Annotated in this window: 19 protein-coding genes; 8 read left to right on the top strand and 11 right to left on the bottom strand. The window is 61.4% G+C overall.

Annotation, left to right across the window (positions count from 1 at the left end; translation table 11 throughout):
* Positions 1 to 3: 3 nt before the first annotated feature.
* From MUM_RS0131835 to MUM_RS0131825, 3 genes are all read right to left on the bottom strand, one after another.
* Positions 4 to 975, bottom strand: a complete 972-nt coding sequence (locus tag MUM_RS0131835) for a DUF1722 domain-containing protein (protein WP_010177012.1) — start codon at positions 973 to 975, stop codon at positions 4 to 6.
* Positions 976 to 1,088: 113 nt separating this feature from the next.
* The gene (locus MUM_RS0131830) at positions 1,089 to 1,304 is read right to left on the bottom strand and encodes a TIGR02450 family Trp-rich protein (protein WP_010177011.1); all 216 of its coding nucleotides are present in this window, start codon (positions 1,302 to 1,304) and stop codon (positions 1,089 to 1,091) included.
* Entirely contained in the window at positions 1,301 to 2,287 is a 987-nt protein-coding gene (locus MUM_RS0131825; protein ID WP_010177010.1) for an NAD(P)/FAD-dependent oxidoreductase, read from the bottom strand. Before MUM_RS0131825 ends, MUM_RS0131830 begins: the two co-directional genes overlap by 4 nt.
* Before the next feature lie 209 nt (positions 2,288 to 2,496).
* Here MUM_RS0131825 and MUM_RS0131820 point away from each other — a divergent pair, with 209 nt between their 5' ends.
* Both MUM_RS0131820 and hemH read left to right on the top strand, forming a co-directional pair.
* On the top strand, positions 2,497 to 3,396 hold the full coding sequence (locus MUM_RS0131820; RefSeq protein ID WP_010177009.1) for a TIGR01777 family oxidoreductase: 900 nt from the start codon (positions 2,497 to 2,499) through the stop codon (positions 3,394 to 3,396).
* 14 nt (positions 3,397 to 3,410) lie between these two features.
* A complete protein-coding gene (gene hemH / locus MUM_RS0131815) occupies positions 3,411 to 4,436 on the top strand; it encodes a ferrochelatase (protein ID WP_010177008.1) in 1,026 nt (341 codons plus the stop codon).
* Between the two features lie 42 nt (positions 4,437 to 4,478).
* On the opposite strand, the gene MUM_RS0131810 is transcribed toward hemH, so the two are convergent.
* From MUM_RS0131810 to algW, 3 genes are all read right to left on the bottom strand, one after another.
* Positions 4,479 to 5,198, bottom strand: coding sequence for a DUF4198 domain-containing protein (locus tag MUM_RS0131810; protein ID WP_010177007.1), 720 nt, complete (start codon positions 5,196 to 5,198; stop codon positions 4,479 to 4,481).
* A 13-nt stretch (positions 5,199 to 5,211) separates the two neighbouring features.
* The gene (locus MUM_RS0131805; RefSeq protein WP_029616185.1) at positions 5,212 to 7,323 is read right to left on the bottom strand and encodes a TonB-dependent siderophore receptor; all 2,112 of its coding nucleotides are present in this window, start codon (positions 7,321 to 7,323) and stop codon (positions 5,212 to 5,214) included.
* A gap of 108 nt (positions 7,324 to 7,431) precedes the next feature.
* Positions 7,432 to 8,586 carry a Do family serine endopeptidase AlgW gene (gene algW / locus MUM_RS0131800; RefSeq protein WP_010177003.1) on the bottom strand — a complete coding sequence of 385 codons (1,155 nt, stop codon included), beginning with the start codon at positions 8,584 to 8,586 and terminating at the stop codon, positions 7,432 to 7,434.
* Between the two features lie 103 nt (positions 8,587 to 8,689).
* On the opposite strand from algW, the gene MUM_RS0131795 reads away from it, so the two are divergent.
* From MUM_RS0131795 to cysN, 3 genes are all read left to right on the top strand, one after another.
* Positions 8,690 to 9,448 carry a Nif3-like dinuclear metal center hexameric protein gene (locus tag MUM_RS0131795; protein ID WP_010177002.1) on the top strand — a complete coding sequence of 253 codons (759 nt, stop codon included), beginning with the start codon at positions 8,690 to 8,692 and terminating at the stop codon, positions 9,446 to 9,448.
* Between the two features lie 183 nt (positions 9,449 to 9,631).
* Complete coding sequence (gene cysD / locus MUM_RS0131790) at positions 9,632 to 10,549, top strand: sulfate adenylyltransferase subunit CysD (protein WP_005784641.1); 918 nt, start codon at positions 9,632 to 9,634, stop codon at positions 10,547 to 10,549.
* Between the two features lie 9 nt (positions 10,550 to 10,558).
* Positions 10,559 to 12,457: a sulfate adenylyltransferase subunit CysN gene (cysN, locus tag MUM_RS0131785; RefSeq protein ID WP_010177001.1), complete on the top strand. Its 1,899-nt coding sequence runs from the start codon at positions 10,559 to 10,561 to the stop codon at positions 12,455 to 12,457.
* Between the two features lie 108 nt (positions 12,458 to 12,565).
* Here the strand turns inward: cysN and MUM_RS0131780 are convergent, their stop codons facing one another.
* Genes MUM_RS0131780 through MUM_RS0131770 form a run of 3 tightly spaced genes read right to left on the bottom strand, consistent with a single transcriptional unit; the run spans position 12,566 to position 15,964 of the window.
* Positions 12,566 to 13,465, bottom strand: coding sequence for an acyltransferase (locus MUM_RS0131780; RefSeq protein WP_010177000.1), 900 nt, complete (start codon positions 13,463 to 13,465; stop codon positions 12,566 to 12,568).
* Positions 13,466 to 15,565, bottom strand: a complete 2,100-nt coding sequence (gene pta / locus MUM_RS0131775) for a phosphate acetyltransferase (RefSeq protein WP_010176998.1) — start codon at positions 15,563 to 15,565, stop codon at positions 13,466 to 13,468.
* Between the two features lie 60 nt (positions 15,566 to 15,625).
* A complete protein-coding gene (locus MUM_RS0131770) occupies positions 15,626 to 15,964 on the bottom strand; it encodes a DUF3565 domain-containing protein (RefSeq protein WP_003208456.1) in 339 nt (112 codons plus the stop codon).
* Between MUM_RS0131770 and MUM_RS0131765 the strand changes: the two genes are divergently transcribed.
* The 3 genes from MUM_RS0131765 to MUM_RS0131750 all read left to right on the top strand — a co-directional run bounded on the left by MUM_RS0131765 (position 15,933) and on the right by MUM_RS0131750 (position 18,425).
* Entirely contained in the window at positions 15,933 to 16,418 is a 486-nt protein-coding gene (locus MUM_RS0131765) for an FKBP-type peptidyl-prolyl cis-trans isomerase (RefSeq protein ID WP_003208457.1), read from the top strand. The genes MUM_RS0131770 and MUM_RS0131765 overlap by 32 nt on opposite strands.
* A 135-nt stretch (positions 16,419 to 16,553) precedes the next feature.
* Positions 16,554 to 17,036, top strand: coding sequence for a glutathione peroxidase (locus tag MUM_RS0131755; protein WP_010176997.1), 483 nt, complete (start codon positions 16,554 to 16,556; stop codon positions 17,034 to 17,036).
* A gap of 285 nt (positions 17,037 to 17,321) precedes the next feature.
* Positions 17,322 to 18,425, top strand: coding sequence for an NADH:flavin oxidoreductase (locus MUM_RS0131750; protein ID WP_010176996.1), 1,104 nt, complete (start codon positions 17,322 to 17,324; stop codon positions 18,423 to 18,425).
* Here MUM_RS0131750 and MUM_RS0131745 read toward each other — a convergent pair.
* Together MUM_RS0131745 and cysZ are read right to left on the bottom strand one after the other, a co-directional pair.
* On the bottom strand, positions 18,394 to 19,596 hold the full coding sequence (locus MUM_RS0131745; RefSeq protein ID WP_010176995.1) for a glycosyltransferase family 4 protein: 1,203 nt from the start codon (positions 19,594 to 19,596) through the stop codon (positions 18,394 to 18,396). The two genes, MUM_RS0131750 and MUM_RS0131745, sit on opposite strands and share 32 nt — an antisense overlap.
* A gap of 64 nt (positions 19,597 to 19,660) precedes the next feature.
* Positions 19,661 to 20,416: a sulfate transporter CysZ gene (cysZ, locus tag MUM_RS0131740; RefSeq protein ID WP_010176994.1), complete on the bottom strand. Its 756-nt coding sequence runs from the start codon at positions 20,414 to 20,416 to the stop codon at positions 19,661 to 19,663.
* Between the last annotated feature and the right edge of the window lie 260 nt (positions 20,417 to 20,676).

Here is a 20,676-nt window from a genome sequence, read left to right as displayed (position 1 = left end):
GGGTTAAATCGCATTACGCAGGCTGAGGTTTTCCGGGTGCGGTTGCAGGTAGGCCTGCTGCGCGATGTAGCGGTCCGGATGCTGGCGAAAGTGGTGCTTGAGCAGGGTCAGCGGCACCACCAGCGGCACGATGCCCTGGCGGTATTGGCCAATGAGGGTCTGCACTTCCTGTTTGTCTTCGGCGCTGATGGCTTGCTTGAGGTAGCCGCTGATGTGTTGCAGCACGTTGGTGTGGGTGCCGCGCGTGGCGCACTTGCTCAGGGCCGTCATCAGTTCGCTGAAATAGCCGGTGGCCAGGGCATCGAGGTCGACGTCCTTGCGCATGCCGCCCAGCAGGTTGCCGAGGCTTTTGTAATGCACCGGGCTGTGGGCCATCAGCAGGTATTTGTAGCGGGAGTGAAATTCCAGCAGGCGGTGACGGGTCAGGCCTTCGGCGAGCAGTTGCTGCCAGGTGGCGTAGACGAACACCCGGGTCAGGAAATTTTCCCGCAGCACCGGGTCGTTCAGCCGACCGTCTTCTTCCACGGGCAGGTTGGGGTGGCGTGCGCAAAACGCCTGGGCGTAGATGCCGCGCCCGCCGCCGTCGATGGGCATGCCGTTGTCTTGATAGACCTTGACCCGCTCCAGGCCGCAGGACGGTGATTTCTGCATGAAGATGTAACCGCAGAGGTCGGTGTGTTCAGCGGCCATTTGTTGGCCGTAATCGTGCAGCGGCCGGGTCACGTTGAGTTCGCGGTGCACGGTGCCGACGGCCTGAGGGTTCAGCGGGTCGCCCACCAGGCGGATGGGCTCGCGGGGAATGCCCAGGCCGATGGCGACTTCAGGGCACAGCGGCACGAAATCGAAGTACTCGGCGAGGGTCTGGCTGCACAGCTGGGATTGTTTATGCCCGCCGTTGAAGCGCACGTTCTCGCCCAGCAGGCAGGCGCTGATGGCGATTTTCGGTTTGCCGGTGGCGGGCAGGGTGCTGGGCATGGCCAAACCTCTATGGAAAATCCTGTACAGAGTTAAATTCCTGTACAACTTAATCTCATCATAGGTTTGAAGCTGTACAAGTCAAATAATTTGTACAGGTATTTTCGGAATGACTATTTCCAGCCGATTTTCCAGTCTTCGGCGTTTTGCAGGGTTTGCCAGGGCAGGCGCTGCACGCGATGGCTGATCACGGCTTCCAGCTCGATTTCCTGCACATCGCCTTCGTCGTCGCGCAGCAACTGGGTCACCAGGAAGTGTTTTTCCTTGTGCTGCGGGCGGGCTGCTGTCCACTTCGACAGCAGCAATTTGGCGGGATTGATGCGGTTCACTGCAGGTGCTCGATCAATCGCCGTGCCGCTTCCTGGCCGCTGAGCCAGGCGCCTTCCACACGGCCCGACAGGCACCAGTCTCCGCACACGTACAAGCCCAGGTCGGCGTCGGCCAGCACGCCAAATTCGTGGCTGGTGGACGGCCGCGCATACAGCCAGCGGTGGGCGAGGGTGAAGGACGGCGCCGGCATGGCGCTGTGCAGCAGTTCGGCGAAGGCACCGTGCAGGTGTTCGATCACCGCTTCCTTGGACAGGTCCAGGTGTTGCTTGCTCCAGGTGCTGGTGGCGTGCAGCACCCAGGTGTCGAGGGTGGTGTCGCGCCCGGGTTTGCTGCGGTTGCGGGCCAGCCAGTCCAGCGGGCTGTCCTGCACGAAGCAGCCTTCCATGGGGGTGTCCAACGGCTTGTCGAAGGCCAGCGCGATGGCCCAGGTCGGGTCCATCTTCACCCCGGCGGCGGCACTCGCCAGCTTGGGCGCGGCGGCCAGCAACGCGGTGGCTTGCGGCGCCGGGGTGGCGATGATTACGTGGCTGAACGGGCCGTGGTTTTCACCGTCGGCGTCCAGCAGGTTCCAGTGGTGTTTGCCCTGGAACACTTCGGTGATGCGGCAACCGAAGTGCACCGGCAAGTCATCCAGCAGGGCGCGGGTGATCGCGCTCATGCGCGGCGTGCCGACCCAGCGGATCTGTTCATCGGGGGAGGGCGTCAGTTGCCCGGACTTGAAGTTGTACAGCTGCGGTTTCCATTGCTCGGCGCAACCCTGGGCCTGCCAGCGTTGCACTTCGTTGACGAAGCGCCGGTCGCGGGCGGTGAAGTACTGCGCGCCCATGTCCAGTGCCCCGGCATCGCTGCGCTTGCTGGACATGCGACCGCCACTGCCGCGGCTTTTATCGAAGAGTTGTACAGCGTGCCCCGCGTCTTTTAACGCTCGGGCGGCGGAGAGACCGGCGATGCCGGTGCCAATGATCGCGATGGGAACAGTCATGGGAGGCCTCGTTTTACCGTTGGGTACAGACTACGCCGACACCAATAGCTGTACAATATTGTTTTTTGGTATAAGTTTTGGCGTACCTGATCGTTTGGCGTGACCTATGGTTAAACCTGAAGGTTTAACCAGCGTTGCGCCCGATTAAAACATCCCTGTCTATAAAATAGACTAACGGTGGTCGGCGAACGTTACACGAGGAACAACTCATGCACATTTTGCTGACCGGCGGTACGGGTTTGATCGGCCGTCAACTCTGCCAATACTGGCTTGCCCAGGGCCATCGCCTTACGGTCTGGAGCCGCCATCCCGAACAAGTGGCTAAATTGTGCGGTGCCCAGGTGCACGGCATTGCCCGCCTGCAAGATGTAAACGAGCCGGTGGATGCCGTGGTCAACCTGGCCGGCGCGCCGATTGCCGACCGCCCCTGGACCCATAAACGCAAGGCGCTGCTGTGGAGCAGCCGTATCGGTCTCACCGAAACGTTGTTGGCCTGGCTTGAGGGCCTTGAGCAAAAACCGGCGGTGTTGATCTCCGGCTCTGCGGTGGGTTGGTACGGCGACGGCGGCGAGCGTGAGCTGACCGAAGACAGTGGCCCGGTGCAGGACGACTTTGGCAGCCAGTTATCGATCGCCTGGGAAGAAACGGCCCAGCGCGCCGAAGCATTGGGGATCCGTGTGGTACTGGTGCGAACCGGGTTGGTGCTGGCAGCCGAGGGCGGCTTTTTGTCGCGGCTGTTGCTGCCGTTCAAACTGGCGCTGGGCGGGCCTATCGGCAATGGTCGGCAGTGGATGCCGTGGGTCCATATAAAGGATCAAATCGCCCTGATTGATTTTCTTCTGCACAAGGAAGGCGCCAGCGGTCCTTATAATGCCTGCGCGCCACACCCGGTGCGCAACCTTGAGTTCGCCAAGACCCTGGGCAAGGTGCTGCACCGCCCGGCGGTCATGCCCATGCCGGCGTTTGCCTTGCGCATCGGCCTGGGTGAGTTGTCGGGCTTGTTGCTGGGTGGCCAGCGGGCGTTGCCGCAGCGGCTGTTGGCAGCCGGTTTCACTTTCCAGTTCACTGAGTTGCACGCGGCCCTGGACGACTTGTCCAGCCGCCTCTAGAAATAGGATGTTGCATGACGGATCACGCGTTGTTACTGGTCAACCTGGGTTCACCGGCGTCCACTTCGGTGGCGGATGTGCGCAGCTACCTAAATCAATTCCTGATGGACCCTTACGTCATCGACCTGCCGTGGCCGGTGCGGCGTTTGCTGGTGTCGCTGATCCTGATCAAGCGCCCCGAGCAGTCGGCCCACGCCTACGCCTCGATCTGGTGGGACGAAGGCTCGCCGCTGGTGGTCCTCAGCCGTCGCCTGCAACAACAAATGACTTCGCAATGGACCCAGGGCCCGGTGGAACTGGCGATGCGTTATGGCGAACCGTCGATTGAAACGGTACTTGTGCGATTGGCCGGCCAGGGCATCAGGAAAGTCACCCTGGCGCCGTTGTACCCACAGTTTGCCGACAGCACCGTGACCACGGTGATTGAAGAAGCCCGGCGCGTGGTGCGGGACAAAAAGCTGGCGATCGAGTTTTCGATTCTGCAGCCGTTTTACGATCAGCCTGAATACCTTGATGCGCTGGCCAACAGTGCCAGGGCCTACGTGGAGCAGGACTTCGATCATCTGCTGCTGAGTTTCCACGGCTTGCCCGAGCGTCACCTGAAAAAGCTCGATCCTACCGGGCAACACTGTTTCAAGGATGCCAACTGTTGCCAGAACGCCTCTCCCGAGGTGCTTGCCACCTGCTATCGCGCCCAATGCTTCAGCGTTGCGCGGGATTTTGCCGAGCGCCTGGGCTTGCCGGAGGGCAAGTGGTCGGTGGCGTTCCAGTCGCGATTGGGCCGGGCCAAGTGGATCGAACCCTACACCGAGGCACGCCTTGAAGCGTTGGCTCAACAAGGCGTGAAGAAGCTGCTGGTGATGTGCCCGGCGTTTGTCGCGGACTGCATCGAGACGTTGGAAGAGATTGGTGACCGCGGGCTGGAACAGTTCCGCGAGGCGGGGGGCGAGGAGTTGGTGTTGGTGCCTTGCTTGAATGACGACCCGCAGTGGGCGGTGGCGCTCAATACCTTGTGTGAAAGAGCGCCGGTTGCACTGTGATCCGATTGTCGAAACGATAGAGATCAAATGTGGGAGCCGGGGTTATTCGTGATGCGGCTCGCCCAGGAAGGTCAGTGAACTGAACAGTCCGCGAGTCGCTACATCAGCATTGTCCTTCAGCGGGATCTCCACCTGCGCCGCAATCACATTCAACCCTTCATTCCTCACCAGCACCTGGGCGCGGCCGTCCTTATCGGTCTCTGTGCTCAAGGTATTCGGTGCATTGCGATAATCCCCAATCAATTTGATCCCCGCCGCCGGCTTGCCATCCAGCAGCACCCGCACCGGCAGTGACTTGCCCGGTCCTACGGTCAGCGGATCAACTTCCGGCAAGATCAGCAGCTTGATCTGATCCAGCTTCGGCAACTTCGCCCCCGGCTGGTAAATCGCCAGGCTGTACTTGAAGGTCTGGGTCGACTCGATCGCCCCCGGCACTTTGCTGCGGCCTTGGTTGATCCACTTCTTGTCAGCGGTCTGCGACCACATTCCGTTATCCAGCGCCACGGCCAAGACGGCCGGCGACTTGAGCGGCTTCAGGCGCGCATGGTCGGGCAGGCGTTCCACGGTCACCGGGATCATTTTGCCGCTGGCGTCATAAGCCCAGGCGCCGCTGATTTTCTGCGCCTTGAACGCATTGTCTTCGGCACCGTGGCCGTAGATCACTTCGATATTGCCCCGTCGTTGTTCGGTCCACAGGCCGTGGGCCGAGACCTGGGTGGCAAACAGCAGGCCGAGCACGGCCAGGGATTTGAAGGCTTGCATGGGTGACGTCCTTTTACAGGTTGAGGGTCAGGCTGACGGTGAAATTGCGCGGCTCACCGGGGTTGACCCAGTAATTGCTGTAGGAGCGCTCGTAGTACTTTTCATCGAACAGGTTGTTGAGGTTCAGGCCCACGGTGACGTTATCGCTGGCCTTGTAATGGGCCAGCAGGTCGACGGTGTGGTAGGCCGGTAATTCAAAGCGGCCACCGGCTTCACCCGAGCGATCGCCCACGTAGGTAAAAGCCGCGCCAAGGTCTGAGCCACGCAGCAGGCCATCCTGGAATTCATACACCCCCAGCAAGCTGCCGCTGCGTTTGGCCACGCCGAGAATCCGGCTGCCGGTGGGGATGACTTTGTCGCCTTTGGTCACTTCGGCGTCGATGTAGGCTAAGGCGCCGATCACCCGTACGGCGTCGGTCACTTGCCCGGTCAGTTGCAGGTCAAAGCCCTGGCTGCGGGCCTTACCCATGGCGCGCTGGGTGTCGGTGGCCGGGTCCAGGGCCAGGACATTTTCCTTCTCGATATGGAAGGCGGCGAGGGTGGTGCTCAGGCGGTCGTCGAACAGCTCGCTCTTGATCCCGATTTCATAGCCCACGCCTTCTTCCGGCTTGAAGGATTTGCCGCCGGCGTCCAGGCCATTGTTGGGTTTGAACGAGGTGGAGGCATTGGCGAACAGGCCCACCTCAGGCGTCAGCTGGTAGAGCAGGCCGGCGCGTTGGGTCAGGGCGTCGTGGGTTTGCCGGCTTTTGGCGTGGTTGCGGGCGAAGTCGTCGGTGTGCTGCTCGAAGTGTTCGAAGCGCGCGCCGACCATCCCGCGCAGGCGATCGGTGAAGACAATCTGGTCCTGCAGGTTCAGCGCCTGGCTTTTCACCTGCTCGAAAAAGTTGGTGCCGGAGCGTTCGCCGTTGGGTTTTGACTGGCCGTAGACCGGGTTATAGATGTCGACGGTATAGGGGCCGCCGGCGATGGTGGTCACCCGTTCTTTCTTGCGGTAGTCCTCGTATTCGGTGCCGATCAACAGCTCGTGCTGCCAACTGCCGATGTCGAACAAACCCCGCAGTTCGAGCTGGGTGATGCTGTCGTGCCAACCGGTGGAGCGTTCCCGGTAGCGGCGGTTGAGGGTGTGGCCGTCGGCATCCAGTGGGCGGTTTTCCGAAGCGTCGCCCCACAGGCTGCCTTGTTTGTAATGACTGGCCAAGCGCAGTTGCCAGGCATCGTTGAGGTGATGTTCGAGGGTGGCTTGCAGGCGGTTGTTGTGGTTGCGGATATCGCCGTCGTTGGGCTCGCCGAGGAAGGTCGAGCGGGAAACGCCGCTCCAGCGGTTGTTCGGCGCGACGATGCCACGGTCGAAGGTGGAGCGGTGGCGCACGAATTCGCTTTCCACCAACAGGCGGGTGTCCGGGTCCAGTTGCCAACTGATGGAGGGCGCGACGAACACCCGCTTGGCGTCCACGTGATCACGGAAGCTGTGGTTGTCTTCCACCGCCAGGTTGACCCGCGACAAGACGTTACCCTCGCTATCGAGCGGCGTGTTCACGTCCAGCGCGGTGCGGTAGCGGTCCCAACTGCCGGCGCTGGTCTGCACGGTGGTGAGGGCCTCGGGCTGCGGCTTTTTGCTGACGATGTTCACCGTGCCGCCCGGATCGCCCCGGCCATACAGGCTGGCGGCGGGGCCCTTGAGCACTTCGATGCGTTCGATATTGGCCGCGTCCGGTGTGCTCGGGTAACCGCGGTTGGCGCTGAAACCGTCCACGTAGAACTCTGACGTCGTGAAGCCGCGAACGCTGTATTCGTAAAGCGTCAGGCCGCCGAAGTTGTTCTGTTTGGACACGCCACCGGCAAACTCCAGGGCACGCTCGACGTGGGTGCTGCCCAGGTCCTTGAGCACCGAGGCGGGAATCACGCTGATGGACTGTGGGATATCGCGCAGGGCGGTGTCGGTCTTGGTAGCGCTGGCGGAGCGGGTGGCGCGATAGCCCTTGACCGGGCCGGTGGCCGATTCGTATGCCTCGCTGGTGATGCGGGTGGCGTCCAGTTCAAGCGGGGTGTTGTCTTCGGCGTAGGCCGGTTCTACCAGTAAACCCAAGGCGATTCCGGCCAGTGGGGCAAATCTTCGAGACGGCATGATAGAGCGTTCCAATAGCAATATTGAAACAATATAACATCTCTAATGAGAATAATTTTCTTCTGAAATATTAGGTAACAGGAGCCCGCGAGCGGGCTCCCGAAGCCGCTATTCTTCTTCTTTCACCGGCGCAGGCGGCGGACGCAGGCCCACTTCTGCCTGCAGCTTGATTTCCTTGCCATTGCGCATCACCTGGATCGCCACCTTGTCGGTCGGCTTGATCCGCGCCACCTGGTTCATCGACTTGCGGCCATCGCCGGCCGGTTCGCCGTCGATGCTGAGGATCACGTCACCCAGTTGCAGGCCGGCTTTCTGCGCCGGGCCGTCGCGGAAGATCCCGGCGACCACGATGCCAGGGCGTCCGGTCAGGCCAAACGACTCGGCCAGTTCCTTGGTCAGCGGCTGCACTTCAATCCCCAGCCAGCCGCGAATCACTTGGCCATGCTCGATGATCGACTTCATCACCTCAGTGGCCAGCTTCACCGGGATGGCGAAGCCGATCCCCTGGGAGCCGCCGGACTTGGAGAAGATCGCGGTGTTGATGCCGGTCAGGTTGCCGTTGGCATCCACCAGCGCGCCGCCGGAGTTGCCCGGGTTGATCGCGGCGTCGGTCTGGATAAAGTCTTCGTAGCTGTTGAGGCCCAGCTGGTTACGCCCGGTGGCGCTGATGATGCCCATGGTCACCGTCTGGCCGACGCCGAACGGGTTGCCGATGGCCAGTGCCACGTCACCCACGCGCAGCCCTTCGGAGCGGCCGATGGTGATCGAAGGCAGGCCTTTCAAATCGATTTTCAGTACCGCGAGGTCGGTTTCCGGGTCGCTGCCGACCACACGGGCCAGGGTTTCCCGGCCATCGCGCAGGGCCACCACGATCTGGTCCGCGCCAGTGGTCACGTGGTTGTTGGTGAGGATGTAGCCTTCCGGGCTCATGATCACGCCGGAGCCGAGGCTGGATTCCATGCGCCGCTGCTTGGGCCCGTTGTCGCCGAAATAGCGGCGAAATTGCGGGTCTTCAAACAGCGGGTGCGCCGGCTTGTTGATGACTTTGGTGGTGTACAGGTTGACCACGGCGGGCGCGGCGATCACCACCGCGTCGGCGTAAGTCACCGGGCCCTGTACCACCGCGCTGGTCTGCGGTGCCTGTTGCAGGTTGACATCGAAAGTCGGCAGGCCGACCAGTTGTGGATAACGCTGAATAATCAGCATCGCGATCAGCACGCCAGCCAACAATGGCCATCCAAAAAAACGCAGTGCCTTGAGCATTAAGAAAAATCCTGACAGGTTGCAGGGGACGGGAGAGCGCCCATAATGTCGCGCATTATACGAGGCCGTGAGCGCCTCTGAACGGGATATTTAGGAGTCTTTTATGGCCGTAGCCCTGAGCACCTTAGTCGAGGAAGCGGACCGCTACCTTAATAGTGCAAAAATCGCCGATTACTGCCCCAACGGCCTGCAGGTCGAGGGTCGGCCGCAGGTGCTGCGCATCGTCAGCGGCGTGACCGCCAGCCAGGCATTGCTGGACGCGGCGGTCGAAGCCCAGGCCGACCTGGTGCTGGTGCACCACGGTTATTTCTGGAAAGGCGAAAGCCCGTGCATCACCGGCATGAAGCAGCGCCGCCTGAAAACCCTGCTCAAGCACGACATCAGCCTGCTGGCCTACCACTTGCCCCTGGATCTGCACCCGGAAGTCGGCAACAACGTGCAACTGGCCCGGCAACTGGACATCACTGTCGAAGGCCCGCTGGACCCGGACAACCTCAAGGTCGTCGGGCTGGTGGGTTCCTTGGCCGAGCCGGTGTCGCCCCGCGACTTCGCCCGCCGCGTGCAGGAAGCCATGGGCCGCGAGCCGCTGCTGATCGAAGGCAGCGAGATGATCCGCCGCGTCGGCTGGTGCACCGGGGGTGGCCAGGGGTATATCGACCAGGCGGTACTCGCCGGGGTGGACTTGTACCTGAGTGGCGAAGCGTCGGAGCAGACGTTCCACAGTGCCAGGGAAAACGACATCAGCTTTATCGCGGCCGGGCATCACGCCACCGAGCGATATGGTGTGCAGGCGTTGGGTGATTACCTGGCGCGGCGTTTTGCCCTGGAACATCTGTTCATTGATTGCCCTAACCCGATCTGACAAACACCACCAAACAATGGGGAATCTCCAATCCTTGTGGGAGCTGTGCCCCAAACCCCGGGGCATATTCATATACCGTTTCGATCTAGCTGGCTCCCTCAATAGAATCAGGCGCTGTGCTAGCATGCCCCGCTCGAACACGGCCCGCTGGCCGTCCATAAGATCGTTTTTCCGTGAGTAACCATGGTCGACAAACTGACGCATCTGAAACAGCTGGAGGCGGAAAGCATCCACATCATCCGCGAGGTCGCCGCCGAGTTCGATAACCCGGTGATGCTCTACTCGATCGGTAAAGACTCCGCCGTGATGCTGCACCTGGCACGCAAGGCATTTTTCCCGGGCAAGCTGCCGTTTCCGGTGATGCACGTCGACACCCGCTGGAAATTCCAGGAGATGTACAAGTTCCGCGACAAAATGGTCGAAGAGCTGGGCCTGGACCTGATCACCCACGTCAACCCGGACGGCGTGGCGCAGGGCATCAACCCGTTCACCCACGGCAGCGCCAAGCACACCGACATCATGAAGACCGAGGGCCTGAAACAGGCACTCGACAAGCATGGCTTCGACGCTGCATTCGGCGGTGCCCGTCGTGATGAAGAGAAGTCCCGCGCCAAAGAGCGTGTGTACTCGTTCCGCGACAGCAAGCACCGCTGGGACCCGAAAAACCAGCGCCCGGAGCTGTGGAACGTCTACAACGGCAACGTCAACAAGGGCGAGTCGATCCGTGTGTTCCCGCTGTCCAACTGGACCGAGCTGGACATCTGGCAGTACATCTACCTGGAAGGTATCCCGATTGTTCCGCTGTACTTCGCCGCCGAACGCGAAGTGATCGAGAAGAACGGCACGTTGATCATGATCGACGACGACCGGATCCTCGAGCACCTGTCCGACGAAGACAAAGCCCGAATCGTCAAAAAGAAAGTACGTTTCCGTACCCTTGGCTGCTACCCGTTGACGGGCGCGGTGGAGTCCGAAGCCGAGACGCTGACGGACATCATTCAGGAAATGCTCCTGACGCGAACTTCCGAGCGCCAGGGCCGTGTCATCGACCACGATGGTGCAGGCTCGATGGAAGATAAAAAACGTCAAGGCTATTTCTAAGGGGCTGTCATGTCGCATCAATCTGATTTGATCAGCGAGGACATCCTCGCCTACCTGGGCCAGCACGAGCGCAAGGAAATGTTGCGCTTCCTGACCTGTGGCAACGTCGACGACGGCAAGAGCACCCTGATCGGGCGCCTGCTGCACGACTCCAAGATGATCTACGAAGACCATCTGGAAGCCATCACCCGCGATTCGAAGAAATCCGGCACCACTGGCGACGATATCGACCTGGCCCTGCTGGTCGACGGCCTGCAGGCCGAGCGTGAGCAGGGCATCACTATCGATGTTGCCTACCGCTACTTCTCCACCGCCAAGCGCAAATTCATCATCGCCGACACCCCCGGCCATGAGCAGTACACCCGCAACATGGCCACCGGTGCGTCTACCTGTGACCTGGCGATCATCCTGATCGACGCCCGCTACGGCGTGCAGACCCAGACCCGTCGCCACAGCTTTATCGCCTCGTTGCTGGGCATCAAACACATCGTGGTGGCCATCAACAAGATGGACATCAACGGCTTTGACCAAAGCGTGTTCGAGTCGATCAAGGCCGATTACCTGAAGTTCGCCGACGGTATCGCGTTCAAGCCGAGCACCCTGGCCTTCGTACCCATGTCGGCGCTCAAGGGCGACAACGTGGTGAACAAGAGCGAGCGTTCGCCCTGGTACACCGGCCAGTCGCTGATGGAAATCCTCGAGACCGTCGAGATCGCCAACGACCGCAACTACACCGACCTGCGTTTCCCGGTGCAATACGTCAACCGTCCGAACCTGAACTTCCGTGGTTTCGCCGGCACCCTGGCCAGCGGCATCGTGCACAAGGGCGACGAAGTCGTGGTGCTGCCGTCGGGCAAGAGCAGCCGCGTCAAATCCATCGTCACCTTTGAAGGTGAACTGGAAAACGCAGGTCCTGGCCAGGCCGTGACCCTGACCATGGAAGACGAGATCGACATCTCCCGTGGCGACCTGTTGGTACACGCCGACAACGTGCCGCAAGTGACCGACGCCTTCGACGCCATGCTGGTGTGGATGGCTGAAGAACCGATGCTGCCGGGCAAGAAATACGACATCAAGCGCGCCACCAGCTACGTGCCGGGTTCCATCACCAGCATCGTGCATCGCGTGGACGTGAACACCCTGGAAGAAGGCCCGGCGAGCGCCTTGCAGTTGAACGAGATCGGCCGGGTGAAGGTCAGCCTCGACGCTGTCATCGCCCTGGACGGTTACGCGAGCAACCGCACCACCGGTTCGTTCATCGTCATCGACCGTTTGACCAACGGCACTGTGGCCGCGGGCATGATCATCGCGCCGCCGGTGACCCATGGCAGCGCGGCTCAGCATGGCAAGCTGGCCCACGTGGCCACCGAAGAACGTGCCCAGCGCTTCGGCCAGCAACCGGCGACCGTGTTGTTCAGCGGTTTGTCGGGCGCCGGCAAAAGCACCCTGGCCTACGCGGTCGAGCGCAAGTTGTTCGACATGGGCCGTGCGGTGTTTGTGCTGGATGGCCAGAACCTGCGTCATGACCTGAACAAGGGCTTGCCGCAGGACCGTGCCGGGCGTACCGAGAACTGGCGTCGTGCCGCCCACGTGGCGCGTCAGTTCAACGAAGCGGGCTTGCTGACCCTGGCTGCGTTCGTTGCCCCGGATGCCGAAGGCCGTGAGCAGGCCAAGGCGCTGATCGGCGGTGATCGTTTGCTGACCGTGTACGTGCAGGCTTCGCCGCTGGTGTGCGCCGAGCGCGATCCGCAAGGTTTGTACGCGGCGGGCGGGGATAACATCCCGGGCGAATCCTTCCCGTATGACGTGCCGTTGAACGCCGACCTGGTGATCGACACCCAGGCCCTGTCGCTGGAAGACAGCGTCAAGCAAGTGCTGGAGCTGCTGCGTCAGCGCGGCGCGATCTAAGCTTTAGATCCGCACAAAAAAGCCCGCCACGTTGGCGGGCTTTTTTATGGGGTCTTGAAAACAACTCGGTCAAATGTGGGCGCGAGCAAGCCCGCTCCCACAGGTTGATCAGTGACTGGCGGGATAATCTGTGTGCAATTTGGCGAGCAATTCGTCCTTCTCTTCCCACAACCGGTTGATCCAGCCCTGGAACGCCAACCGATACTCCCCGTCCTGCTCATAATTCTTGCCGATAAATCCGGCCGGAATCTGCACTTCCTCAAACTGCACGACAACGTCCTTCACATTGCCGCAGAGCAAAGCCCAATAGCCCGGGCGCCCGGCAGGGTAGTGAATGGTCACGTTCACCAGCGACTTCAACTGCTCGCCCATGGCATCCAGCACAAACGCAATGCCGCCCGCCTTGGGCTTGAGCAGGTAGCGAAACGGTGACTTCTGCTGGGCATGTTTACCCGGGGTAAACCGCGTGCCCTCGGCAAAGTTGAAGATGCCCACCGGGTTGTGGCGAAACTTCGCGCAGGTCTTGCGGGTGGTTTCCAGGTCTTTGCCTTTCTTCTCCGGGTGTTTTTCCAGGTACGCCTTGGTGTAGCGCTTCATGAACGGGAAGCCCAGGGCCCACCACGCCAGGCCGATCACCGGGACCCAGATCAGCTCCTGCTTGAGGAAAAACTTCAGCGGGCGAATACGCCGGTTGAGCACGTATTGCAGCACCATGATATCGACCCAGCTCTGGTGGTTACTGGTCACCAGGTACGAGTGCTGGTAGTCCAGGCCTTCGAGGCCCTTGATGTGCCAGCGGGTGCGGCGCACCAGGTTCATCCAGGCCTTGTTGTTGCTGATCCAGGCCTCGTGGGTCTGGTTCATCAGCCACTCGCTGAAGCGCTTGGCAAACGGCAACGCCTTGAACAGCGCCACGATAAACAGGAACGAGCACAGCAGGATCGTGTTCAACGCCAGCAACAGCGAGGCGATCACCCCGCGCACGGCGGCAGGTAGAAAATCCAGCATTTAGACATCCATAGGTCGGTTGGCGGCTTGAATCGCGGTCAATGCGATCGTGTACACGATGTCGTCCACCTGCGCCCCTCGGGGCAGGTCGTTGACCGGTTTGCGCAGGCCTTGCAGCATCGGCCCGAGGCTCACGCAATCGGCGCTGCGCTGCACCGCCTTGTGGGTGGTGTTGCCGGTGTTCAGGTCGGGGAACACGAACACCGTGGCCTTGCCCGCCACCAGGCTGTTGGGCGCCAGTTGCCGGGCCACGGTTTCGTTGGCGGCGGCGTCGTATTGCAACGGGCCGTCGATCAGCAGCGAGCTTTGGGCTTCGTGGGCGAGCAGCGTGGCTTCGCGGACCTTCTCGACTTCTTCGCCCGTGGCGGAGTCACCACTGGAATAACTGATCATCGCCACTCGCGGCGTGATACCGAATGCGGCGGCCGAGTCGGCGCTTTGCAGGGCGATTTCCGCCAGCTCTGCCGCGCTGGGGTGCGGGTTCATCACGCAGTCGCCGTACACCAGCACTTGCTCCGGGAACAGCATGAAGAACACCGACGAAACCAGGGTGCAGCCCGGCGCCGTCTTGATCAGCTGCAAGGCCGGGCGAATGGTGTTGGCGGTGGAGTGGATGACGCCGGAGACCAGGCCGTCGACTTCATCCAGCGCAAGCATCATGGTGGCGATCACCACGGTGTCTTCCAGTTGTTGCTCGGCCATCGGCGCGTTGAGGCTTTTGGTTTTGCGCAGGGCTACCATCGGTTCGACGTAGCGCTGGCGAATCAGGTCGGGGTCGAGAATCTCCAGGCCTTCGGGCAGCTCGATGCCATGGGCGCGGGCCACGGCTTCCACGTCGGCCGGCTTGGCCAGCAGCACGCAACGGGCAATCCCGCGCGCCTGGCAGATGGCCGCGGCCTGCACGGTCAGCGGCTCGCTGCCTTCGGGCAGCACGATGCGCTTGTTGGCGGCCTGGGCGCGCTGGATCAGTTGATAACGGAACACCGCCGGCGACAGGCGCATTTCCCGCGGCGTGCCGCAGCGTTGGTGCAGCCAGCGGGCGTCGAGGTGGCTGGCGACGAAATCGGTGATGATCTCCGCACGTTCGCGGTCATCAATCGGGATTTCCTTGTTCAGGCTGTTGAGCTGGTTGGCGGTGTCGTAGGAGCCGGTGCTCACCGACAACACCGGCAGCCCGGCCTGGAATGCGCCCCGGCACAGGTCCATGATCCGTGGGTCGGGCAGGGTGTCGCTGGTCAGCAGCAAACCGGCCAGCGGCACGCCGTTGATGGCGGCCAGGCTGACGGCGAGGATGATGTCGTCGCGGTCGCCGGGCGTCACCACCAATACGCCGGGCTTGAGCAGCTCCACGGTGTTGCGCATGGTGCGCGCACAGATGATGATTTTGGTCATGCGCCGGCTTTCGTAATCACCGGCGTTGAGGATCTGCGCGCCCATCAGGTCGGCCACGTCGCGGGTGCGCGGGGCGTTGAGTTCCGGTTGGTACGGGATGCAGCCCAACAGGCGGAAATCGCCGCTGCGCAACAACGGCGAATGCTCTTTGAGCCGCGCCGAGAACGCCTCCATGCTTTCGTCGGTGCGCACCTTGTTGAGGATCACCCCCAGCACTTTTGGATCTTTCGGGCCGCCGAACAGCTGGGCCTGCAGTTCCACACGGCCGGAGAGTTCGGTGAGCACTTCGTTTTCCGGGGCCGAGACCAGGATCACTTCGGCGTCCAGGCTCTTGGCCAGGTGCAGGTTGACCCGGGCCGCATAGCTGGCGCTGCGGGTCGGCACCATGCCTTCGACGATCAACACGTCCTTGCCCACGGCGGCTTGCTGGTAAAGGGTGATGATTTCTTCCAGCAGCTCATCCAGCTGGCCGTCGCCGAGCATCCGCTCTACATGGGCCAGGCCCAGGGGTTGGGGCGGTTTGAGGCCGTGGGTACGGGCCACCAGCTCGGTGGAGCGCTCGGGGCCGGTGTCGCCGGGGTGCGGCTGGGCAATCGGTTTGAAGAAGCCGACTTTCAGCCCGGCCCGTTCAAGGGTACGCACCAGCCCAAGGCTGATGGAGGTCAGACCCACACCAAAATCGGTGGGCGCGATAAAAAAAGTCTGCATGCGAATTCTCTGGAGGTGCATGGCTTCGGTGGCGGCCTATGGCTGGCTGCCTACCGGGAATCAGGTGCCAAGGTTATCTTTATCTGAGCCTTGCGCACACCAGCCGCACGTAAAGGGCTTGTCTATTTTTTCAAGGCGTTGCGCCGGGTCCGTGACCCACGCCCGGGATTGCCACGGTGGCTGGTGGCGCAGGTGCTGGGTGTGGCCGCAGGAAAGCTCGACGACCCAGTGCCGGTCTTCGTCCTGGTGAAATCCGACGACCGTCGGGTCAGTTGTTCGACCCCGTCCGTCCGGGTTGTGTTCGCTTTCGGGCAAATCCTTGTTTAGACTTGTCCGTTCTTCATTCTTCTGCAAAAGGTCTCGCCCCATGCCGATCGCCGCCAATAAGGCTGTCTCCATTGACTATACCCTGACCAACGACGCTGGTGAGGTCATCGACAGTTCTGCCGGCGGCGCGCCGCTGGTCTACCTGCAAGGTGCAGGTAACATCATCCCGGGCCTGGAAAAGGCCCTGGAAGGCAAAGAGGTCGGTGACGAACTGACCGTTGCCGTAGAACCTGAAGATGCCTACGGCGAATACGCTGCCGAACTGGTCAGCACCCTGAGCCGCAGCATGTTCGAAGGCGTCGACGAGCTGGAAGTGGGCATGCAGTTCCACGCTTCCGCTCCGGACGGCCAGATGCAAATCGTCACCATCCGTGACCTGGACGGCGACGACGTGACCGTCGACGGCAACCACCCGCTGGCTGGCCAGCGCCTGAACTTCCAGGTGAAGATCGTCGCTATCCGTGACGCTTCCCAGGAAGAAGTGGCCCACGGCCACGTGCACGGCGAAGGTGGTCACCACCATTAATTGACTGAGCGACGCTCTGTCAGTTGGAAAAAGGCGCCTTCGGGCGCCTTTTTCATTTGGCGGCTATTCTTGCCGACTTGGCGGCTGTAATCTCGAATGGCCGTTACGAAGAACATGGGATATCTGGAGTTCGTCATGAGTGCTTTCCACGACCTTAAACTCAAAGCCCTGGATGGTCAGGAGCTGCCTCTGGCGCCCTTCAAGGGGCAAGTCGTGCTGGTGGTCAACGTCGCCTCCAAATGTGGTTTGACACCACAGTACGCAGCGCTGGAAAACCTCTATCAGCAATACAAAGCCCAGGGTTTTACCGTACTGGGGCTGCCGTGCAATCAATTTGCCGGGCAGGAACCGGGCACCGAAGAAGAAATCCAGGAATTTTGCAGCCTCAACTATGGCGTGACCTTTCCCCTGGGCAGCAAGCTTGAGGTGAATGGCCACGATCGCCACCAGCTGTATCGGTTGCTGGCGGGCGAGGGCGCGGAGTTTCCCGGGGACATCACCTGGAACTTTGAAAAATTCCTGCTGGGCAAAGACGGCCGGGTATTGGCGCGTTTCTCGCCGCGTACGCCGCCGGATGACCCTGCCATCATCCAGGCGATCGAAAAAGCCTTGAGCTGATACACGCTCTCTTGTTGTGAGAGAGCTTGTTGTGGCGAGGGGGCTTGTCCCCCGTTGGGCTGCGCAGCAGCCCTAAAACCTGACACTGATCTCTATCTGGCTATCCTCTTGGCATTGCTGGGGCCGCTACGCAGCCTAACGGGGGACAAGCCCCTTGCCACAAAAGCCAGTCACCAAAGTCTTCCCGCTTTTACCCCTTAATCACCCTAATCAATAGTGCTATCCAGCACGCTGCACACTCCATATTATCCACATCATAAATTCCTTTTCTTATGGAGTGCTCCCATGCCTGTCCAAGCCTTGTTCAAACCGTTCCAGCTCGGCGCACTGCAACTGCCGACCCGTGTGGTCATGGCGCCGATGACCCGTTCGTTCTCCCCGGGTGGCGTACCTAATTCCAAGGTGATCGAGTACTACCGCCGCCGTGCCGCCGCCGGTGTAGGCCTGATCATCACGGAAGGCACCGTGGTCGGGCACCCGGCTTCCAACGGCTACCCGAACGTCCCGCATTTCTACGGTGAAGCCGCCCTGGCCGGCTGGAAGAAAGTGGTCGACGCGGTGCACGCCGAAGGCGGCAAGATCGTTCCGCAACTGTGGCACGTGGGCAGCGTACGACGCATCGGCACCGAGCCGGACGCCAGCGTGCCGGCCTACGGCCCCACCGAAAAACTCAAGGACGGCAACGTCGTCGTCCACGGCATGACCGTGCAAGACATCAAGGACGTGATCGCCGCGTTTGCCCAAGCCGCCAAGGATGCCCAGAGCATCGGCATGGACGGCGTGGAAATCCACGGCGCCCACGGCTACCTGGTGGACCAGTTCTTCTGGGAAGGCACCAACCAGCGCACCGACGAATACGGCGGCAGCCTGGCCAACCGTTCGCGTTTTGCCATCGAATTGATCCAGGCCATCCGCGCCGCCGTTGGGCCGGACTTCCCGATCATCCTGCGTTTCTCCCAGTGGAAACAGCAGGACTACACCGCGCGCCTGGTGCAAACCCCCGAAGCGCTGGGGGAATTCCTCAAGCCGTTGTCTGACGCCGGCGTGGATATTTTCCACTGCTCCACACGTCGTTTCTGGGAGCCGGAGTTCGACGGCTCCGAACTCAACCTGGCCGGCTGGACCCGCAAGCTCACTGGCAAACCGACCATTACTGTGGGCAGCGTCGGCCTGGATGGCGAGTTCCTGCAGTTCATGGTCAACACCGATAAGGTCGCGCAACCGGCCAGCCTGGAAAAACTGCTGGAGCGCCTGAACAACGACGAGTTTGACCTGGTCGCCGTGGGCCGTGCGCTGTTGGTGGATCCGGATTGGGCGCTGAAGGTTCGTGAAGGCCGTGAAGGCGACATCCTGCCGTTCAGTCGTGAGGCGTTGACGACGTTGGTGTAAGGGGCGACAGGGCGGGCACCGGTTGCTCGTCCTCGCACACCCCGCGTAACTGCCGCTCAAACTGCTCGATAATCGCCGGCCAACCCTGACGGCTGGCGTGTTGCCTCGCATTGAGGCGCACCCGGCGCAAGCTCTCGCGCTCTTCCAGCAGCCACTTGGCCGCATCGCAAAACGCCTCCTCATCCCCCGGCATTGCCAACACGCCGCTGTAGCCATGGCGAATGTGTTGAGTCGCCGCTGCCTGGTCGTACGCTACCACACCCAATCCGGACGCCATGGCCTCCAGCACCACGTTGCCGAAGGTTTCAGTCAGGCTGGGGAACAGGAACAGGTCCCCGGACGCATAGTGCCTGGCCAGTTCTTCACCGCGCAGGGTGCCGCAGAAAATCGCCTCCGGCAGTTCCTTTTCCAGCATTGCCCGTTGCGGGCCGTCACCGACGATGATCAGTTTCATCTGGCGCAGTGGATAGGTGTCCTGCAGCGTCTCGAAACAGCGCTTGAGTAACCCGAGGTTTTTTTCCTGGGCCAGGCGGCCGACATGCAGCACGGCAGTTTGCTCACTGGTCAGTGCCCAACTTTCACGCAACGCATTGTCGCGTTTGGCCGGGTGAAACAGCTGGCTGTCGACGCCGCGTGCGAGCATGCCCAGGCGCTCGAAATGGCGACGCTCCAGCTCCAGGCGCTGGCTGGCGCTGGGCACCAGGGTCAGGGTGGAGCGGTTATGGAACCAGCGCAGATAGTGGGTCAGCACCCGGCTCAGCATGCCCAGGCCGTACTGGTTGGAATACTGCTGAAAGTTGGTATGAAAGCCACTCACCACGCTGATCCCCAGGCGCCGCGCCGCCCGCAACGCCGACAAACCCAGCGGGCCTTCCGTAGCGATATACAGCACATCCGGACGCTGGCGGGTCCAGCGCCGCAACAGCTTGTGCATCGACGACTGGCCCCATTGCAGCCCCGGATAACCCGGCAGCGGCCAGCCGCGGCAGAGCATCAGGCCGTCGTCGCTGGGCCGGCTCTGGTCGCTGCCCTGGCGCGGGCGAACCAGTTCGACTTGATGCCCGCGCGCGCGCAAACCATCACACAGGCGGCCAAGGGTATTGGCCACCCCGTTGATCTCTGGCGGGAAGGTTTCGGTGATCAGGGTGATGTGGAGCGAAGCTGTCGTCATGACCCACAGTGTCGGCGCGGGCCATGTCGTCATTGTGTCTTTTGGATGATGGATTTGTGACGGCTCAGGGCTTTTTAACGAGCATCGCCTCGGCGCCCTGTTCACGCACCCAGAACAGCGTGGCCCCGGCCACCGCTGCCGGCATCATCAGCAGGTTGACCACCGGCACCAGCAACACCAGGTAAACGATCCCGCCAAAACTCATGCTCTGCCAGCGCTTCTGGCGCAGCCAGGCGAGCATTTCGTTCCAGCCCAGCTTGTGGTTGTCCGCCGGGTAGTCGATGTACTGGATCGCCATCATCCACACGCCAAACAACAGCCACAGCGGCGCAGCCACCAGGTTGACCACCGGAATGAACGACAGGATAAACAGGCCGATGGCCCGGGGCAGGAAGTAGCCCAGCTTGCGCATTTCCCGGGCCAGGGTACGCGGCACCATGGCCGCCAACTCAGCCCAACTGAACGCCGGGAAATCATCGGTGCCGCGTACCACGACTTCGACCTTTTCCGACAGAAAGCCGTTGAACGGCGCAGCGATGATGTTGGCGAGCATGGTGAAGGTGAAAAACACCATCAGCACCACCAGCACCACGAACAAAGGCCACAACAGATAATTGAGGAAGCTCAGCCAGCTCGGCAAGGTGGGCATCAGCGTGTCGACCCACAGGCTGAACTGATGGCCGGCGAAGTAGATCAACCCGACGAACAGTATCAGATTGATTGCCAGCGGCAGCAGGACGAACAGGCGCAGGCCGGGGCTGAGCACCAGTTTGAGGCCTTCGCGCAGGTATTGTGGGCCTGAAAGAACGGGGGCGGGCATGGGTAACTCCGGGCAATGGGGGCGAACGCGCCGACCTTACCGGCTTTGCGAAGACCGGGAAAGCACGGCCCGCATCACGACATTAGCGGTAACAAAGGTGTCGATTAATAGAGGGCACGGGATAGAGACCACCTATGAGCTGGATTGTTATTCCGTATTTCCTTAATCTTGCCTCCCTCTATACGCTGCACCCATTATTTTCAGGATCTGCGAGTTCAAGCCTTCCCCAAGTGCTTCGCGGTCCTTTTTTATTCCAGCCG

The organism is Pseudomonas sp. PAMC 25886, assembly GCF_000242655.1.
Lineage (GTDB): Bacteria > Pseudomonadota > Gammaproteobacteria > Pseudomonadales > Pseudomonadaceae > Aquipseudomonas.
Note: the sequence above shows the minus strand (reverse complement) of the source record. Positions and strands in the feature narration are given on the sequence as shown.

Coding starts and splice junctions, on each gene's coding strand:
- MUM_RS0131835 (WP_010177012.1), bottom strand. CDS start 975: ATGCCCAGCACCCTGCCCGCCACCGGCAAACCGAAAATCGCCATCAGC.
- MUM_RS0131825 (WP_010177010.1), bottom strand. CDS start 2,287: ATGACTGTTCCCATCGCGATCATTGGCACCGGCATCGCCGGTCTCTCC.
- MUM_RS0131820 (WP_010177009.1), top strand. CDS start 2,497: ATGCACATTTTGCTGACCGGCGGTACGGGTTTGATCGGCCGTCAACTC.
- hemH (WP_010177008.1), top strand. CDS start 3,411: ATGACGGATCACGCGTTGTTACTGGTCAACCTGGGTTCACCGGCGTCC.
- MUM_RS0131810 (WP_010177007.1), bottom strand. CDS start 5,198: ATGCAAGCCTTCAAATCCCTGGCCGTGCTCGGCCTGCTGTTTGCCACC.
- MUM_RS0131805 (WP_029616185.1), bottom strand. CDS start 7,323: ATGCCGTCTCGAAGATTTGCCCCACTGGCCGGAATCGCCTTGGGTTTA.
- algW (WP_010177003.1), bottom strand. CDS start 8,586: ATGCTCAAGGCACTGCGTTTTTTTGGATGGCCATTGTTGGCTGGCGTG.
- MUM_RS0131795 (WP_010177002.1), top strand. CDS start 8,690: ATGGCCGTAGCCCTGAGCACCTTAGTCGAGGAAGCGGACCGCTACCTT.
- cysD (WP_005784641.1), top strand. CDS start 9,632: ATGGTCGACAAACTGACGCATCTGAAACAGCTGGAGGCGGAAAGCATC.
- cysN (WP_010177001.1), top strand. CDS start 10,559: ATGTCGCATCAATCTGATTTGATCAGCGAGGACATCCTCGCCTACCTG.
- MUM_RS0131780 (WP_010177000.1), bottom strand. CDS start 13,465: ATGCTGGATTTTCTACCTGCCGCCGTGCGCGGGGTGATCGCCTCGCTG.
- pta (WP_010176998.1), bottom strand. CDS start 15,565: ATGCAGACTTTTTTTATCGCGCCCACCGATTTTGGTGTGGGTCTGACC.
- MUM_RS0131765 (WP_003208457.1), top strand. CDS start 15,933: ATGCCGATCGCCGCCAATAAGGCTGTCTCCATTGACTATACCCTGACC.
- MUM_RS0131770 (WP_003208456.1), bottom strand. CDS start 15,964: ATGGAGACAGCCTTATTGGCGGCGATCGGCATGGGGCGAGACCTTTTG.
- MUM_RS0131755 (WP_010176997.1), top strand. CDS start 16,554: ATGAGTGCTTTCCACGACCTTAAACTCAAAGCCCTGGATGGTCAGGAG.
- MUM_RS0131750 (WP_010176996.1), top strand. CDS start 17,322: ATGCCTGTCCAAGCCTTGTTCAAACCGTTCCAGCTCGGCGCACTGCAA.
- MUM_RS0131745 (WP_010176995.1), bottom strand. CDS start 19,596: ATGACGACAGCTTCGCTCCACATCACCCTGATCACCGAAACCTTCCCG.
- cysZ (WP_010176994.1), bottom strand. CDS start 20,416: ATGCCCGCCCCCGTTCTTTCAGGCCCACAATACCTGCGCGAAGGCCTC.